The following is a 15522-nucleotide window of genomic DNA, read 5'->3' as shown; positions in this document are numbered from 1 at the left end:
CCCCGCCCCCGCCAGCCTCAAACCTCGCTGACGAGCAGCTTGTCGATCCGTCGCCCGTCCAGATCGACGATCTCGAACTTCCACCCCTGTTCGACGAAGCTCTCGCCCTCGCCGGGCAGATGGCGGAACACCGCGAGCGCCAGTCCCGCGACGGTCGCGTAGTCGCGGTCCTCGGGCAGGTCGATGCCCAGCCGGTCGGCCAGCGCATCCGCCGCCATCGTGCCCGCGACCAGCAGCGAGCCGTCGTCGCGCACCACCACCGACGGCGAATCGTCGGGGTCGGCATCCGACTTGAACTCGCCCGCGATCGCCGCGAGCAGGTCGGCAGGCGTCACGATCCCCTCGAAATGCCCGTATTCGTCATGGATCAGCGCCATCGGCACCTCGGCCTGGCGCAGCGCGATCAGCGCGTCCATCGCGTCGATCTGGTCGATCACCACCGGCGCCTTGCGCATCAGCACGTTGAGGTCGAGCGGCTCCCCGCGGAACAGCGCGGCGGCGATGTCGCGTGCTTGCACGACGCCGCGCACGCGGTCGATCGACCCGTCGCCGACCGGCAGCCGCGTATGCTGCGACGCGAGCAGCGTGTCGCGGATCTCGTCGGCATCCCAGTTGCAGTCGAGCCAGTCGATATCGGTCCGCGGCGTCATCACCTCGCGCACCGGCCGGTCGGCCAGCCGCACCACGCCCGAGATGATCGAGCGCTCATGCTCCTCGATCACGCCCGACTTGGACGCCTCGGCGACGATCAGGTGGAGTTCCTCGGCGGTGACATGCTCCTCCGATTCGCGGTTGAGCCGCAGCGCCTTGAAGATCAGCGCGCTCGTCGAATCGAGCACCCACACGATCGGCGCGGTGATGATCGCCAGCCAGCGCATCGGCCGCGCCATGAACGCGGCGATCGTCTCGGGCGATCGCAGCGCGAACTGTTTGGGCACCAGCTCGCCGATGATCAGCGAGGCATAGGTGGTCAGGCCGATGACGATCGCGAAGCCCGCGGTCTCCGCCGTGCTCGCGCTCAGCCCCAGCGCCTGCAGCCGCGCCGCGGTCGGCGTGCCGAGACTCGCACCCGAATAGGCACCCGCAAGAATCCCGATCAACGTGATGCCGATCTGCACGGTCGACAGGAACTTGCCGGGGTCGGCGGCGAGCAGCAACGCGGCGCTCGCGCCCTTGCGCCCGGTCCGCGCCAGCGCGTCGAGCCGCGCGCGCCTGGACGACACGATCGCAAGCTCGCTCATCGCGAACACGCCGTTCAACGCGACGAGCGCGAGGATGATCGCGACGTCGATCCAGGGGAAGGGGGGAAGCGGTGCCATTGGCTCTATCGTCTCTTGGCGCACATTCGCGCGCTTCACAACCGGTCTCGACACTTATCGTCATTGGGCGTTCAGTGCGCAGGTGGAACAATCGCCGAATATGCCGGGTTATCTGCGGCATGATCAAAAGGGACAGAGACATGAAGGCCAAGGGTATATTCATCGGCGCAGCGCTCGCCGCACTCGTCACGACGTCGGCCTGCACGACCGATCCGGAGACGGGCCAGCGCACGATCTCGAAGACCGCGCTCGGCGGCATCGGCGGCGCGCTCGGCGGCTATCTGCTCGGCGACATCGTCGGCGGGCGTAACGACCGGACCGAGAAGCTGCTCGGCGCCGGCATCGGCGGCCTCGCGGGCGCGGGCGTCGGCGCGTACATGGACAAGCAGGAGCGCGATCTGCGCGCACGCACCGCAGGCACCGACGTCCAGGTGATCCGCCAGGGCGACGACCTCGTCCTCAACATCCCGTCGGGCATCACCTTCGCCTATGACAGCGCGACCGTGCAGCCGCAGTTCCAGCGCACGCTCGATCAGGTCGCGGACACGCTGCGCCAGTATAACCAGACCTATATCGACGTGTACGGCCACACCGATTCGACCGGCAGCGACTCCTACAACCAGACCCTGTCGCAGCGCCGGGCGACCTCGGTCGCGGATTACCTGTCGAGCCACGGCGTCCAGTCCGCCCGCATCGGCACCCGCGGCTATGGCGAAAGCCAGCCGATCGCCTCGAACGACACCGACGCCGGCCGCGCAGCCAACCGCCGCGTCGAGGTAAAGATCGTCCCCATCACCCAGAACGACCTCCGCTAACCACCCCTCCGCCCGCCCCCTCCGTCATCCCGGCGAAAGCCGGGACCCAGGGTGCGGGCGGACGGGCAACAGAAGAAGGGGGGTTCGCGCGGAGACGCGGAGGCGCAGAGAGAGTGTGGACGTCGCGCAGCGACCACCCAATCACCTCCGGCAGAGCTAAAGGTCAGGGTTTCCCGACCGAAAGGCCGGACGCACCCCCTCCGCGCCTCCGCGCCTCCGCGTGAACCCACTCTTCTTAATCACCCCGTCATCCCGGCGAAGGCCGGGACCCAGGGTCACAAGCGCGAACCCGCATGGCCCTGCGCCCCGGCGTCAGCCGGAAGAACCAGCACGCGCCACAAGACATAAGAAGTTTGGTTCACGCGGAGACGCGGAGGCGCGGAGACGGTGTGGACGCCGCGAAGCGACCGCCCGATCATATCCGGCAGCGCAGAAGGTCAGGGTCTCCCGACCGAAAGGCCGGATGCACCCCCTCCGTGCCTCCGCGCCTCCGCGTGAACCCACTCTTCTTAATCACCCCGTCATCCCGGCGAAGGCCGGGACCCAGGGTCAAAAGCGCAAACCCGCATGGCCCTGCGCCCCGGCGTCAGCCGGAAGAACGAGCACGCGCCACAAGACAGAAGAAGTTTGGTTCACGCGGAGACGCGGAGGCGCGGAGACGGTGTGGACGTCGCAGAGCGACCGCCCGATCACGTCCGGCAGCGCAAAAGATCAGCGTCTCCCGACCGAAGGGCCGGATGCACTATCTCCGCGCCTCCGCGCCTCCGCGCGAACCCATTCTTCTTCTACGGACGCCGCTCCCGGAAAAACCCCGTCAGCAACCCCGAGGCCTCCCGCTCCCCGATCCCCGCATAGACCTCAGGCCGATGATGGCACGTCGGCTGGCCGAAGAACCGCGCGCCATGCTCGACCGCGCCGCCCTTCGCATCCGCCGCCCCATAATAGAGCCGCGCGATCCGGGCATGCGCGATCGCCCCCGCGCACATCGCGCACGGCTCGAGCGTCACCCACAGATCGCAATCCTCCAGCCGGTCCCGCCCCAGCGCCCTGGCCGCCGCGCGAATCGCGAGCATCTCGGCATGTGCGGTCGGATCGCACAGCGCGCGCGGCGCATTGGCCGCGGTCGCGATCACTTGCCCGGCACGCACCACGACAGCGCCGACCGGCACCTCGCCCGCTGCCGCTGCATCGCGCGCGGCGTCGAGCGCGCGCCGCATCGGGTCGGGGATCGGAAACATGCCCCGCCCTGCCCTGCCTTCCCCATCAGGTAAAGCCGCAGGACAAGGCGGGCGCGGATCAGTTCGCGGGCACCTGGCCATTGTCGGCCGCAGTCCCCGGCTTGTCGACCGAGATCGTCGGCACCGCGACCGTCTTGGTCTCGGTCCCCAGCCGCACCTTGGCGACGTCCGCCTCGAATTTCGGCGTCTGGATCGCGCCGGCACGCGTCTGGTCGATGTTGATGATCCCGAAATACATCAGCGCGACGACGGCGAGCAGCGCGATCGCGACCAGAGACAAGAGCGTACGCATGGGATTTCCCTTATATAAGGCCACGACCCATGACGGGCGTCGACCGGTTCGATGGCGTAACAACGTCGATCAACCCCGCGCGGTTGCACGCCCCGCTCTGCCGCCCCGTTCGCCGCATCCGCGCGAGCACCGATCGGCAAAAACGGGTGAATCGGTTGACGCGGCCGCGCTTGCCGGGTATCCGCGCGCCTTTCCGGGGTTCCTCCCGACACTTGATAGGTAGACAGATGTCGCGCATTTGCGAACTGACCGGCAAAGGCCGGATGGTCGGGAACAACGTGTCCCACGCCAACAACAAGACCAAGCGTACGTTCCTGCCCAACCTGCAGAACGTCACGCTGATCTCCGACTCGCTCGAGCAGAGCGTTCGTCTCCGCGTCTCGACGCACGGCCTGCGTTCGGTCGAGCATAATGGCGGCCTCGACAACTGGCTCGTCAAGACCTCGGACGACAAGCTCTCGCTCAAGGCCCGCCGCCTGAAGCGCGACGTCGTCAAGAAGATCGCCGCCGCCGCCTAACCCGCGCGACGACTGCGATTCGGCCCCGGCCCGCGCTCCCACCGGAGCGCGGGCCGTCGGCGTTTCTGCGCCCGTCACACCGAAACGCGCCGCCGAACCCGTTCCACCTCCCTCTCCGTTCGTGTCGAGCGAAGTCGAGACACCGCCATCCCCGCTCGACCCCCGCCGTTCGTGTCGAGCGCCCCCCTCCCGTTCGTGTCGAGCGAAGTCGAGACACCACCGCTAGCCCCGCTCGCCCCCCGCTACCCCTCCAGCCGAAACTTCAGCAACAGGGTCCGCTCCAACGCAGTCTCGTTGTCGTCCGACACGATCCACACCACCGTGTCGTCCCCCTCGCGCACCACCGCGATCCCCTCGAAATTGTCATGCACCAGCGGCGCGGCCAGCCGGGCGATCTCGCGCCCGCGCACCACCGCCCCCGCCCGAATCGCCCCCGATTCGATCACCGTCACGGTGTTGGAAAACGCGAACGGCGCGGCAAAGGCGCGATTGAGCACGATCAGCCGCCCGTCGGGCAGCTCGGCGACATCGACCGGACTGAACCCGACCGGCGGCACATAGGTAAAGCCCACCCCGCGCGCCGTCAGCGGATCACCCGCAAACAGCAGCCCCCGCCGCCCGGTCCCGCGCCCGACCCCGCCCGCGCTCGTCCGCACCCGCGGCCGCGCGGTCTCCGACAGCACGACAAATCGCCCGTCGCGCAGGCGCACCATGCTCTCGGGCCCGCCATTGTCGGGCCATTCGCGCATCGCCCGCGGCCGGACCATCCCCTCGAATCGCGCCAGCAGCGTGCCGTCGGCCCCCGCGGCATAGCGCCCGACCGCGTTCCAATATTCGAACCCGACCCAAGCGGTCCCCGTCGCGGCATCGATCGTCAGCGATTCGCTGTCCCGGTCGCGCTTCGACCAGCCCTGTCCGGGACCACCCGGCAGCGCGGCAAAGCCGATCCCCGCGGGCCGCCAGTCGTCACCGATATGAAAGCGGACGATATTCCCGCCATCGCTCAGCAACGTCACCTGTGTCCGCGAAGCCCTGCGACGGACCGCAATCGAGGAATACCCCCCGAACGCCGAATCGCGACTACGCAGCACCACCCCGCCCAGATAGGTCAGCCCGCCGAGCCGCCGCCGCGACGGATCGGCCGGATCGATCCGCACCCGCGTCGCGGTCATGTCCGCCGCCGCACCCAGCAGCGGCAGCCGCGACGTGCCGCTCCATCCGGGCACCAGCAGGTGCACGCTCGCCAGCACGAACAACAGGGTCGGGATACGCCGCACGCCCGCCCCATAGCCGCTGCCGCGCCCGGGGGCACCCGCTTCCAGTCAGGCGCACGCGATAGGGCGCGGGACCGGAGTCGCGCCTGAACCGTTGATAACGAACGCATTCAGGCTCGGCTCAATCCGACTCGACCATAAGGCTGTCATCAGGATCGAAGGGCCCGCCACCGGCGCACTCCCCCAGGTCCCAAATGGGAGACGTTTGATGTTCAAGACCTTCACCCTCGCCGTCAGCGCGCTCGCAATGGGCACCGCGACCCTGGTCCCCGTCGCCGCCGAGGCGCAGCGCTACGGATACGAGCGCGGCTATGACCGCGGTTACGACGGGCGCGGCTATGATCGTGGCCGGGGCTATGACCGCGAATATCGCGGCAACGACCGCCGCTACAACTACCGCAACGACCGCAACAACCGTCGCGGCTGCGACAACACCGGCGGCACGATCGTCGGCGCCCTCGCCGGCGGCCTGCTGGGCCACACCGTCGCGGGTCGCGGCAACGGCACGATCGGCGCGCTGCTCGGCGCCGCCGGCGGCGGCCTCGCCGGCAACGCGATCGATAAGTCGGACAACCCGCGCTATTGCCGGAGGTAAGCGCGACAGCGCGGGTGCTCGCCCGGCGAGCACCTCCGGCACGGCCGGCGGGTGGCCTCAAGCCACCCGTCCGACGACGGCTTAGCCGGCGTCCGCTCCGGGCCTGCTCCAGTTCCCCCAGTTCCCTCGCGTAGCGTATCGAGGGCAGAGGCCGGTCCCCCACAGGGGGCCGGCCTCGTGTTCGTCCGGAGCCGCGCACCGCGCGGAACCGGACCGGCCGGCGGGTGGCGCCCGCGCCAACCCGGCCGACAGCTTTGCCGACGGCAGGCCCGGCCTGAGCCCTCACCCCTTCGTCATCCCGACGAAAGTCGGGACCCAGGGTACCACCCGCAACGCCCGTGACCCTGGGTCCTGACTTTCGTCAGGATGACGGCTAATTTTTTGGCAGCGGTGATCGACACCCCAACCCCGTCATCCTGACGAAAGTCAGGATCCAGAGCCCAGGCCACCGTCCGCCGCCAAACTCACGCCGCCGGCAAAGCCGTCGGCCGGACCGGTTCCACCCGTCCGCCGGCCGTGCCGGTTTTGGCCCGGCTGCCGCGCAGCCGGGCCAAAACCGTCAATACATATGCTGTCCGCCATTGATGCTCAGCGTCGAGCCGGTCACGAACCCGCCCTCTTCCGAGCACAAAAACACCACCCCGCGCGCAATCTCGCTCGCCTGGCCCAGCCGCCCGACCGGGATCTTCGCGACGATCTTCTCGAGCACGTCGGCCGGCACCGCCGCGACCATGTCCGTATCGATATAGCCCGGCGCGATCGCGTTGACCGTCACCCCGGCCCGCGCGCCCTCCTGCGCCAGCGCCTTGGTGAAGCCGTGGATGCCCGATTTCGCCGCGGCGTAATTGACCTGGCCATATTGCCCGGCCTGCCCGTTGATCGAGCCGATATTGACGATCCGCCCCCATTTGCGCGTCCGCATGCCCGGGAACACCGCCTTGGCCATGTTGAAGCAGCCGCCCAGATTGGTGTCGATCACCGCTTTCCAGTCGTCATAGCTCAGCTTCAGGATCGTGCCGTCGCGCGTGATGCCCGCATTGTTCACGACGATGTCGACATCGCCCAGATCGGCCGCGACCTTCGCACAGCCTGCCTGGCACGCGTCGTAATCCGCGACATCCCATTGATAGACCGCGATTCCCGTCCGCGCGGCAAACGCCTCGGCGCGTTCGGCATTGCCCGCATAGGTCGCCGCCACGGTCAGCCCGGTCTTCTGCAGCGCAAGGCTGATCGCCTCGCCTATGCCACGCGTTCCCCCGGTTACGATCGCGACGCGTGCCATGCCTTCTCTCCCGCCATACGTGTTTTACCGGAGGCTAACCGCGGCGCGTCCAACCTTCAAGCTCGCGTGCAAGCAGCCGCTCGAGCATCGCGATCCCCGCGGGGCCGTCGTTCAGGCACGGCAGATAGGCAAAGTCCTTGCCGCCCGCCTCCTCGAAGCTCTCGCGCCCACGAATCGACAATTCCTCGAGCGTTTCCAGACAGTCCGCCGAAAAGCCGGGCGCAAAGATCGCGACCTTGGTCTTCCCCGCCTTGGCCAGTTCGACCAGCGTCTCGTCGGTCGCGGGCCCGAGCCATTTCTGCGGCCCGAAGCGCGACTGGAACGCGACCGTCAGCTCGCGCCCCATCGCCGCGCTCAGCAGCCGCGCGGTCTTCTGGCAGTGGCAATGATAGGGATCGCCCATCTCCAGCGTGCGCTTGGGCATGCCGTGAAAGCTCGCGACGATCGCATCGGGCACGAAATCGAGCGCGGCGAGCGACGTCTCGAGATCGGTCTTCAGCGCGTCGATATACAAGGGATCGTCATAATAAGGCGGCAGCGTGCGCAGCGCGGGCTGCCAGCGCAGCCCCGCCAGATGCGCAAACGCCTTGTCGTTCGCGGTCGCGGTCGTCGCCGCGCAATATTGCGGATAGAGCGGCGCGAGCAGGATCCGCTCGCAGCCCGCCGCCTGCATCGCGCTCAGCCGCTCGGCGATCGCCGGCCGGCCATAGCGCATCGCCCAGTCGACCATCACCTCGGGGCCGAACGAATCCTTCACCGCCGCCGCCTGCAACCGCGTGATCGCGGCGAGCGGCGAACCGTCCTCGCGCCACACCTGGCTGTACGCATGCGCCGATTTCTTCGGCCGCGTGTTCAGGATGATGCCGCGCAGGATCGGCTGCCACGCGATCGCCGGGATCTCGACGACGCGGCGATCCGACAGGAATTCGCCGAGATAGCGTTTGACCGATCGCACGTCGGGGCCGTCGGGCGTCCCCAGGTTCATCAGCAGGACGCCGATCCGGGGCTTCGGAATCGCGGGATGGTCGGGGGGCAGGGTCATGTCGAGGGTCTTAAAGGCAAATCGCGCAGACGAAAGCCCGTTGCGGAGAAGATTGCATTGGCGATCGCCGGCGCGACCGCGGGCACGCCCAGCTCGCCGACCCCGCCCGGCGCCTCGTCGCTGCGGATCAGCTCGACGGTGATGTCGGGCGTGTCCGCCAGCCGCGGCAGATGCAGGTCGCCAAAGCCGCGCGCATCGGCCAGGTTGCGCGTGAAGCCGGTCGCCGCACCCAGCGCGGTCGCCAGCCCGAAGATCAGCCCGCCCTCGATCTGCTGGCGGACCAGATCGGGGTTGATCTGCACCCCGCAATCGACCGCCGCGACCAGCCGCTCGACCACCGGCCGCCGGTCCGCGCCGAGATGCGCCTCCGCCAGCACCGCGATGAAACTGCCGCGAAAGGCGTGGGCCGCGATCCCCTGCCCGCTGCCGGGAACGCCGCCATTCCACCCGCCCAGCGACGCCGCGGTCGACAGGCATCGCGCGAGTCTCGCCCCGCCGCCCAGCATGCCGATCCGGTAGGACATCGGCTCGGTCGCGGCGATCCGCGCGAGCTCGTCGACGAACGTCTCGGTGAAGAACGCGGTATAGCCATGCGCGCCGCCGCGCAGCGCGCCCGTCGGCACGCCGATCTCGGCGGCATGATGCACGACCGCCACCGCCGGGATCGCATAGGCGGGCAGCGCACCGCCGACCGCATGCGGATCGCCGCGGGTCAGCGCGGTCGCCGCCCGGCTGGCGATCCCCGGGAGCACCCGCGCCGCGATCGCCGCGCCGGTCGCGGGCGCCGCGATCGCCGTGCGCCAGGCAAGGATCCGCCCGCGCGCATCAAGTCGCGCCGCCAGCCGCGCCGCCGCCGCGGGCCGATAGCGGTCGTGCATCAGGTCCTCTGCCCGCGACCAGACCAGGCTGACCGGGCGTTTCAGTCGCACCGCCAGCACCGCCGCCTGCGCCGCCGCGTCATGCTCCAGCGCGGCACCGAACGCCCCGCCGACCGGCATCGGATGGATCACCACCTGCGCCTCGGCGATCCCCGCCGCGCGCGCCGCCGCCGCGCGCGCGGGCCCCGGCGCCTGAGTCTGCAGCCACAGCTCGAGGATCCCGTCGCGGTACGCCGCGGTCGCGCTGCGCGTCTCGATCGCCGCATGCACCGCGGGCGCCACGCGGTAGGTGGCGGTCACCACCCCCGCCCCGTCGAGCAGCGTGCCGATCTCCCCGGTCTGCGCCATCGTCGCGCCCGACGTCTCGAACGCGGCGTCGAGCGCGGCGGCGATCGTCCCGCTGTCGACCAGCGACGATCGCGTCGTGAACCGCGGCGCCATCGCGGACAGCGCCTGCTGCGCCGCCCAGCCGGTCGTCGCCACCGCCGCGACCCAAGCCGGCGTCTCGACGATCTGCAGCACGCCGCGCACCCGGTCCGCGGCGGCGCGGTCGACCCCGATCAGCCGGCTGTCGCCGACCGGTCCCTGCCGGATCGCCGCATGGACCATGTCGGGCAGGCGGACGTCGCCGGTGAAATTGGCGGATCCGTCGACCTTGGCCGGCGTGTCGATCCGCGGCACCGACCGCCCCGCGAGCGCGCCTGCGCCCGGGCCGCCGATGCCGGGCTCCTCGGGCAAGGTCTCGCGCGCGGCGTCCTCGGCCAGCGCGGCGAAGCGGATCCGCCGCGTGCCCTGAACGACGAACCCCGCCTCGGTCCGGCAGTCCACCCAGTCCGCATCCCAGCGCCGAGCCGCCGCCTTGCACAGCAGCACCCGCGCCGCCGCGCCCGCGCTCCGGCACGCCGCCTCGAACATCCGCACCGAACTCGATCCCGCGGTCAGCATCGGCGCGGGCCCCGCGACCGCTGTGGGAACCACGCCCGGCATCCCCTCGAACAGCGCGTTCAGCCCGACCGGATTGGCATAGAGCGGGTTGAGCGGCGCGGGCTCGACGCCCACCGTCCGCCAGTCCGCGCCCAGCTCGTCCGCAACGATCTGCGCCAGCGCGGTATAGACGCCCTGCCCGTGTTCGGCCTGCGGCACCGCGACCGTGACATGCCCGTCGCTGCCGATCTTCAGCCACGCCCCGAACGCGCTCTCCCCCGGATCCGCGACCAGCGTCGGCGCATAGTCGCGCGGCCACAGCCCCCAGGCCACGACCAGCCCGATCCCCGCGCCGCCCCCCGCCAAAATCCCCCGCCGACTGATCATCCCGCGCCCCTACCCCGTCTCCCCCCCGCGGTGAAGGCGCCGCAAACCGCCGGATGAGGGGGAACGCGCCCCACCCCCACCCGTCATCCCCCCTTCCGTCATCCCCCCCTTCCGTCATCCCGACGAAAGTCGGGACCCAGGGTACCAAAACGCACCGCTGCTGGGCCCTGGATCCTGACTTTCGTCAGGATGACGAGCAGACGTGAGGCACGCGCACGCCTACCCACTCCCGTCATCCTGACGAAAGTCAGGATCCAGAGTACCAAAACGCACCGTCGCTGGGCCCTGGGTCCTGACGTTCGTCAGGATGACGGGAAGAAGCGAGCTATCCCAGCCGCACCCCCCTCAAACCATCCCCCGATACCGCTCCCGGATCGTCACCTTGTCGATCTTCTCCGTCCCCAGCCGCGGCAGCGGCGCGTCGGCGATCCAGACCCGCTGCGGCACCTTGAACGCCGCGATATGCTGGTGGAGGAACGCGCACAGATCGTCCGGCGTCAGCGTCTCGCCCTCCTGCAGCACCACCACCGCGCCCGGCACCTCGCCGAACCGCTCGTCCGCCAGCCCGAACACCGCCGCCTCCGCCACCGCGGGGTTCTGGTACAGCGCCGCCTCGACCTCCTGGCACGAGATATTCTCGCCGCCGCGGATGATGATGTCCTTCTTGCGGTCGACGATGAACAGATAGCCGTCCTCGTCGAGAAACCCGATATCCCCCGTCCGGAAATAGCCGTCCGCGGTGAACGCCGCCGCGGTCGCCTCGGGCCGATTCCAATATTCCTTGAAGTTGCACACGCTGCGGATGCCCACCTCGCCGCGCACGCCCGCGGGCTGCGCGCGCCCGTCATCGTCGAGGATCGCGAGGTCGACCAGCGGCGCGCTCGCCCGCCCCGCCGAATTGGGCTTGGCGATATAATTGCTCCGCCAGTTGCCCGTCCCCACCGCATTCGTCTCGGTGAGCCCGTAGCCGATCAGCGGCGCGCTTCCGCCCATTTCCTCGCCCAGCCGCCGGACATGCTCGACCGGCCGCGGCGCGCCCCCCGCGGCGAAATCGGTCACCGTCGACAGGTCATAGTCGCTGCGATCCGGATGGTTGAGGATCTCGAAGCTCATCAGCGGCACGCCGACGAAATAGGTCACGCCCTCCGCCTCGATCAGCCGCATCGCCTCGCGCGCATCCCATTTGGGCATCAGCACGAGTTTGCGCCCCATCGCGAAGCTCTGCAGGAACACCGGCACCTCGCCGGTGATGTGGAACAGCGGGATCGTCAGCAGCGTGACCGGCTGGCCGACCGGCGGATTGCCCTGCGCGGTGGCGATGCCGAGCATCATCATCGCCTGGCCCAGATAGTTGAAGATCGCCTGGATGATCGCGCGGTGATCGCACAGCGCGCCCTTGGACTGGCCGGTCGACCCGCTCGTGAACAGGATCGTCGCATGGTCGTCGGGCCCCAGCGGCGGCAGCGCGACGCCGACCGGATCCTCCTTCAGCAGCACGTCGAGCGCGATTCGCAGCGGCTGGGTGTCGTCGATCCCGATCACCGGCGTCGCCAGCCCGGCGATCTGCGTCAGCCGCTTCACGCGCGGCGGATCGGCGAACACCATGTTGCAGTCGACGTCGCGGATCGCCGCCTCCAGCTCGTCCGACTGCCACCAGCCGTTCAGCAGCGTCGCGACCCCGCCGGCCATGATGATGCCCATGTACAGCACGATCCACGACGGCGAGTTGCGCATCGCGATGCCGATCCGGTCGCCGCGCTGGATGCCGTGCGCGGATACCAGCGCGCAGGCGACGCGCTCGGCCGCGTCCTCGACCTCGGCGAATGTCAGCCGCTCGTCGCCTGCGACAAGGAACACCTGGTCGCGGTGCTCGCCGGCATAATGCGCGAAATAGGCGTTGAGCGCGGGCGGCGCGACCGCGATCGTCGGCAGCGTCACGCCGAACCGCTCGATCGATCCGAGCCCGAGCATCCCCCCGGGCGCGGTCAGCGCCGCCATCGTCGAATCCATCGCCGCGTCTAGCTCGGTCCGCATATCGCTCTCCCATTGCTCCGATGACCCCGGTCTTATCGCCTTGGTCTTATCGTCACCGCTCATTATGCAGGCGCGAACGCGTGGGGAAAAGCCATTGATCCTGTCGACCTTAGCCGCCGTAGCCGGTGGCCTGCCTAGCCCCGCTACGGGCCAACATATCCGGTTCGAGGACCTGGGGCTCCACCCCGACGTCTTCTCGATCGGCTTCTTCACGCTGCGCTGGTACAGCCTTGCCTATATCGGCGGGATCCTGCTCGGCTGGTGGTATCTGCTGAAACTGCTCGCGCAGCCCGGCGCTCCGATGGCGCGGCGTCATGCCGACGACCTCGTCTTCTACGCGACGCTCGGCATCATCCTCGGCGGGCGGCTCGGCTATGTGCTGTTCTACGCGCCCGAGATGATCCTGCGCCCGTTGCGCATCCTCCGGCTCTGGGACGGCGGCATGTCGTTCCACGGCGGCGTCATCGGCGTGTCGCTCGGGCTGATCCTGTTCGCGCGCAAGCACAAGCTCAACTGGCTGCGCGTCCACGATTATATCGCCTGCTGCGTGCCGTTCGGGCTGTTCTTCGGGCGGCTCGCCAATTTCGTCAACGGCGAGCTCTGGGGCAAGCCGACCGACGTCGCCTGGGGCATCGTCTTCGCGCGCACCGTCCCCTTCGGCATGATCGAGCCCGCCCGCCACCCGAGCCAGCTCTACGAGGCGGGGCTCGAAGGCCTCGCGCTGTTCGCGCTCCTCTGGTTCGCCTTCTGGAAGACCAAGGCGCGCTATGACCCGGGCAAGCTCGTCGGTCTGTTCGTGCTCGGCTACGGCCTCGCGCGCTTCACCGTCGAATTCTTCCGCGAACCCGATTCGCAGCTGCGCGCCTTTGCCGAGAAGACCGGGCTCCACATGGGCCAGTGGCTCTGCGTGCCGATGATCCTCGGCGGCCTCTTCCTGATCCTCACCGCCGCCCGCCGCCGCATCCGCGTCGAACCGATCGCCGGCTCGCAGAGCGTCGCGTAACGGACACCACCCTCACCCTCATCCCCACCCCGGCGAAGGCCGGGGCCCAGTTGGGAAGGCCCAGGTGACGAGCGTGCTGCCCCCGTCATCACCGTCCCCCAACTGGGCCCCGGCCTCCGCCGGGGAGGTAGAGAAGTACATGATGACTGACATCACCCCCGACACCGCCCTCCCCGAACGCCTCGCCCGCGCGATCACCCTCGCCGGCCCCGTCCCCGTCGCGCAGTACATGGCCGCCGCCAACGCGCATTATTACGCGACCCGCGACCCGCTCGGCGCGACCGGCGACTTCACCACCGCGCCCGAAATCAGCCAGATGTTCGGCGAGCTCCTCGGCCTGTGGTGCGCCGACCTGTGGGACCGCGCCGGCCGCCCGGACATCGCCTGGGTCGAGCTCGGCCCCGGCCGCGGCACGCTCGCCGCCGATGCCTTGCGCGCGATGGCCAAGGCCGGCCTCGTGCCCCCCGTCCATTTCGTCGAGACCAGCCCCGCGCTCCGCACCGCGCAGGCCGAGCGCGTCCCTGCCGCGACCTGGCACGACGCCATCGACACGCTGCCGACCGAGCTTCCGCTGATCGTCGTCGCGAACGAATTCTTCGACGCGCTGCCGATCCGCCAGTTGCTCAAACGCGAGGACGCCTGGCACGAACGCCTCGTCGCCGCGCAGGACCTGCTGTTCCTCCCGATCGCGGGCAAGCCGCTTCCCGACGCCGTCATCCCCGAACCCTTCCGCGACGCGCCCGCCGGATCGATCCTCGAGACCGCCCCCGCCGCGGTCGGCATCGTCCGCGCGCTCGCCAAACGCCTCGTCGCACAGGGCGGCGCGCTGCTCGCGATCGATTACGGCTATGAAGGCCCCGCGCTCGGCGACACGCTCCAGGCGGTCCGCGCGCACGCCTTTGCCAACCCGTTCGAATCGCCGGGCGAGCACGACCTGACCGCGCATGTCGATTTCACCACGCTCGCCGCCGCCGCGCAGGCCGATGGCGCGGTCGCCTGGGGCCCCGTCGCACAGCGCGACCTGCTCGGCGGTCTCGGCATCGACACGCGCACGTCCGCGCTCGCCAAGGCCTCGCCCGACCGCGCCGAGGCGCTCGCCGCCGACCGCCGCCGGCTGATGGACGACATGGGCAGCCTGTTCAAAGCGCTCGCGATCACGTCACCCGGCTGGCCCAACCCGGCCGCCTTCGCATGATCACCTACCGCGACGCGCGCCCCGCCGACGGCCCCGCGCTCGCCGCGATGGCGCGCGCGTCGTTCACCGAGACGTTCGGCACGCTCTACCGCCCGCAGGATCTCGCCGCGTTCCTCGACCAGGCGTTCGGGCCGCAGGGCCTGCCGTCGCAGATCGGCGACCCCGCCTTCCGCATCCGCGTCGCGCTCGACGACGACGCGATTATCGGCTTCGCGAAGACCGGCCCGGTCGCCTTCCCCGGCGACTGGCCCGCCACCGCCGTCGAGCTCTACCAGCTCTATGTCCGCGCCGACCGGCACGGCGCCGGCGTCGGCCCCGCGCTGATGGACTGGGCTCTCGCCACCGCGCGCGCCGAGGCGCGGACCGAGATGATCCTCAGCGTCTATGTCGACAACCACCGCGCGCACCGCTTCTACCAGCGCTACGGCTTCACCGAGATCGGCCGCTACGTCTTCATGGTCGGCGAGAAGGCCGACGACGACCGCATCCTCCGCCTGGCGCTATGACCAGCCACCCAACCTCCACCCCGGCGAAGGCCGGGGCCCAGCTGGCACGTCCCCGGTAATGAAGCACCGCCCCCCATCACAACCGTCCCCCAACTGGCCCCCAACTGGCCCCCGGCCTCCGCCGGGGTGGTGCCGGAATTCAACCAGAAAAATCCGTGCAGCCCCGCCCCCAACCTCCACCCCGGCGAAGGCCGGGGCCCAGTTGGCACGTCCCCGGTAA

14 protein-coding genes are annotated in these 15522 nt (G+C 69.7%); 6 read left to right on the top strand and 8 right to left on the bottom strand.

Annotated elements, in window-relative coordinates:
• Window positions 1–17: 17 nt before the first annotated feature.
• On the bottom strand, window positions 18–1319 hold the full coding sequence (locus SOM18_RS14215; RefSeq protein WP_056406965.1) for a hemolysin family protein: 1302 nt from the start codon (window positions 1317–1319) through the stop codon (window positions 18–20).
• Between the two features lie 140 nt (window positions 1320–1459).
• On the opposite strand from SOM18_RS14215, the gene SOM18_RS14210 reads away from it, so the two are divergent.
• Entirely contained in the window at window positions 1460–2134 is a 675-nt protein-coding gene (locus SOM18_RS14210) for an OmpA family protein (protein ID WP_031394229.1), read from the top strand.
• A 785-nt stretch (window positions 2135–2919) separates the two neighbouring features.
• Here the strand turns inward: SOM18_RS14210 and SOM18_RS14205 are convergent.
• Both SOM18_RS14205 and SOM18_RS14200 read right to left on the bottom strand, forming a co-directional pair.
• Entirely contained in the window at window positions 2920–3351 is a 432-nt protein-coding gene (locus tag SOM18_RS14205) for a nucleoside deaminase (RefSeq protein WP_031441085.1), read from the bottom strand.
• 79 nt (window positions 3352–3430) lie between these two features.
• Window positions 3431–3664, bottom strand: a complete 234-nt coding sequence (locus SOM18_RS14200) for a hypothetical protein (RefSeq protein ID WP_031395039.1) — start codon at window positions 3662–3664, stop codon at window positions 3431–3433.
• 227 nt (window positions 3665–3891) lie between these two features.
• Between SOM18_RS14200 and rpmB the strand changes: the two genes are divergently transcribed.
• On the top strand, window positions 3892–4182 hold the full coding sequence (gene rpmB, locus SOM18_RS14195; protein WP_031395040.1) for a 50S ribosomal protein L28: 291 nt from the start codon (window positions 3892–3894) through the stop codon (window positions 4180–4182).
• Window positions 4183–4424: 242 nt separating this feature from the next.
• Here rpmB and SOM18_RS14190 read toward each other — a convergent pair whose 3' ends face one another.
• Window positions 4425–5459 (bottom strand): esterase-like activity of phytase family protein, encoded by a 1035-nt coding sequence (locus tag SOM18_RS14190; RefSeq protein WP_320481848.1) that lies wholly within the window; start codon window positions 5457–5459, stop codon window positions 4425–4427.
• Window positions 5460–5664: 205 nt separating this feature from the next.
• On the opposite strand from SOM18_RS14190, the gene SOM18_RS14185 reads away from it, so the two are divergent.
• On the top strand, window positions 5665–6051 hold the full coding sequence (locus SOM18_RS14185; RefSeq protein ID WP_056406961.1) for a glycine zipper 2TM domain-containing protein: 387 nt from the start codon (window positions 5665–5667) through the stop codon (window positions 6049–6051).
• A gap of 559 nt (window positions 6052–6610) precedes the next feature.
• On the opposite strand, the gene phbB is transcribed toward SOM18_RS14185, so the two are convergent.
• The 4 genes from phbB to SOM18_RS14165 all read right to left on the bottom strand — a co-directional run bounded on the left by phbB (window position 6611) and on the right by SOM18_RS14165 (window position 12598).
• Window positions 6611–7333 carry an acetoacetyl-CoA reductase gene (gene phbB / locus SOM18_RS14180; RefSeq protein ID WP_031439092.1) on the bottom strand — a complete coding sequence of 241 codons (723 nt, stop codon included), beginning with the start codon at window positions 7331–7333 and terminating at the stop codon, window positions 6611–6613.
• Between the two features lie 34 nt (window positions 7334–7367).
• On the bottom strand, window positions 7368–8375 hold the full coding sequence (hemH, locus tag SOM18_RS14175; protein ID WP_107930706.1) for a ferrochelatase: 1008 nt from the start codon (window positions 8373–8375) through the stop codon (window positions 7368–7370).
• A complete protein-coding gene (locus tag SOM18_RS14170; RefSeq protein WP_320481847.1) occupies window positions 8372–10564 on the bottom strand; it encodes a molybdopterin cofactor-binding domain-containing protein in 2193 nt (730 codons plus the stop codon). Before SOM18_RS14170 ends, hemH begins: the two co-directional genes overlap by 4 nt.
• 345 nt (window positions 10565–10909) lie before the next feature.
• On the bottom strand, window positions 10910–12598 hold the full coding sequence (locus SOM18_RS14165; protein WP_031440707.1) for a class I adenylate-forming enzyme family protein: 1689 nt from the start codon (window positions 12596–12598) through the stop codon (window positions 10910–10912).
• 94 nt (window positions 12599–12692) lie between these two features.
• Between SOM18_RS14165 and lgt the strand changes: the two genes are divergently transcribed.
• The 3 genes from lgt (at window position 12693) to SOM18_RS14150 (ending at window position 15302) form a co-directional block, all read left to right on the top strand.
• Entirely contained in the window at window positions 12693–13601 is a 909-nt protein-coding gene (lgt, locus tag SOM18_RS14160) for a prolipoprotein diacylglyceryl transferase (RefSeq protein ID WP_031440708.1), read from the top strand.
• 142 nt (window positions 13602–13743) lie between these two features.
• Window positions 13744–14796 carry a class I SAM-dependent methyltransferase gene (locus tag SOM18_RS14155; protein WP_320481921.1) on the top strand — a complete coding sequence of 351 codons (1053 nt, stop codon included), beginning with the start codon at window positions 13744–13746 and terminating at the stop codon, window positions 14794–14796.
• A complete protein-coding gene (locus SOM18_RS14150) occupies window positions 14793–15302 on the top strand; it encodes a GNAT family N-acetyltransferase (RefSeq protein WP_031440519.1) in 510 nt (169 codons plus the stop codon). Before SOM18_RS14155 ends, SOM18_RS14150 begins: the two co-directional genes overlap by 4 nt.
• Window positions 15303–15522: the final 220 nt, after the last annotated feature.

This window comes from Sphingomonas sp. CFBP9019 (genome assembly GCF_034045155.1).
In the GTDB taxonomy this organism is placed as follows: Bacteria; Pseudomonadota; Alphaproteobacteria; order Sphingomonadales; family Sphingomonadaceae; genus Sphingomonas; species Sphingomonas aerolata.
This window is presented reverse-complemented; position numbering and strand designations above follow the sequence as displayed.

Coding starts and splice junctions, on each gene's coding strand:
- SOM18_RS14215 (WP_056406965.1), bottom strand. CDS start 1,319: ATGGCACCGCTTCCCCCCTTCCCCTGGATCGACGTCGCGATCATCCTC.
- SOM18_RS14210 (WP_031394229.1), top strand. CDS start 1,460: ATGAAGGCCAAGGGTATATTCATCGGCGCAGCGCTCGCCGCACTCGTC.
- SOM18_RS14205 (WP_031441085.1), bottom strand. CDS start 3,351: ATGCGGCGCGCGCTCGACGCCGCGCGCGATGCAGCGGCAGCGGGCGAG.
- SOM18_RS14200 (WP_031395039.1), bottom strand. CDS start 3,664: ATGCGTACGCTCTTGTCTCTGGTCGCGATCGCGCTGCTCGCCGTCGTC.
- rpmB (WP_031395040.1), top strand. CDS start 3,892: ATGTCGCGCATTTGCGAACTGACCGGCAAAGGCCGGATGGTCGGGAAC.
- SOM18_RS14185 (WP_056406961.1), top strand. CDS start 5,665: ATGTTCAAGACCTTCACCCTCGCCGTCAGCGCGCTCGCAATGGGCACC.
- phbB (WP_031439092.1), bottom strand. CDS start 7,333: ATGGCACGCGTCGCGATCGTAACCGGGGGAACGCGTGGCATAGGCGAG.
- hemH (WP_107930706.1), bottom strand. CDS start 8,375: ATGACCCTGCCCCCCGACCATCCCGCGATTCCGAAGCCCCGGATCGGC.
- SOM18_RS14170 (WP_320481847.1), bottom strand. CDS start 10,564: ATGATCAGTCGGCGGGGGATTTTGGCGGGGGGCGGCGCGGGGATCGGG.
- SOM18_RS14165 (WP_031440707.1), bottom strand. CDS start 12,598: ATGCGGACCGAGCTAGACGCGGCGATGGATTCGACGATGGCGGCGCTG.
- SOM18_RS14155 (WP_320481921.1), top strand. CDS start 13,744: ATGACTGACATCACCCCCGACACCGCCCTCCCCGAACGCCTCGCCCGC.
- SOM18_RS14150 (WP_031440519.1), top strand. CDS start 14,793: ATGATCACCTACCGCGACGCGCGCCCCGCCGACGGCCCCGCGCTCGCC.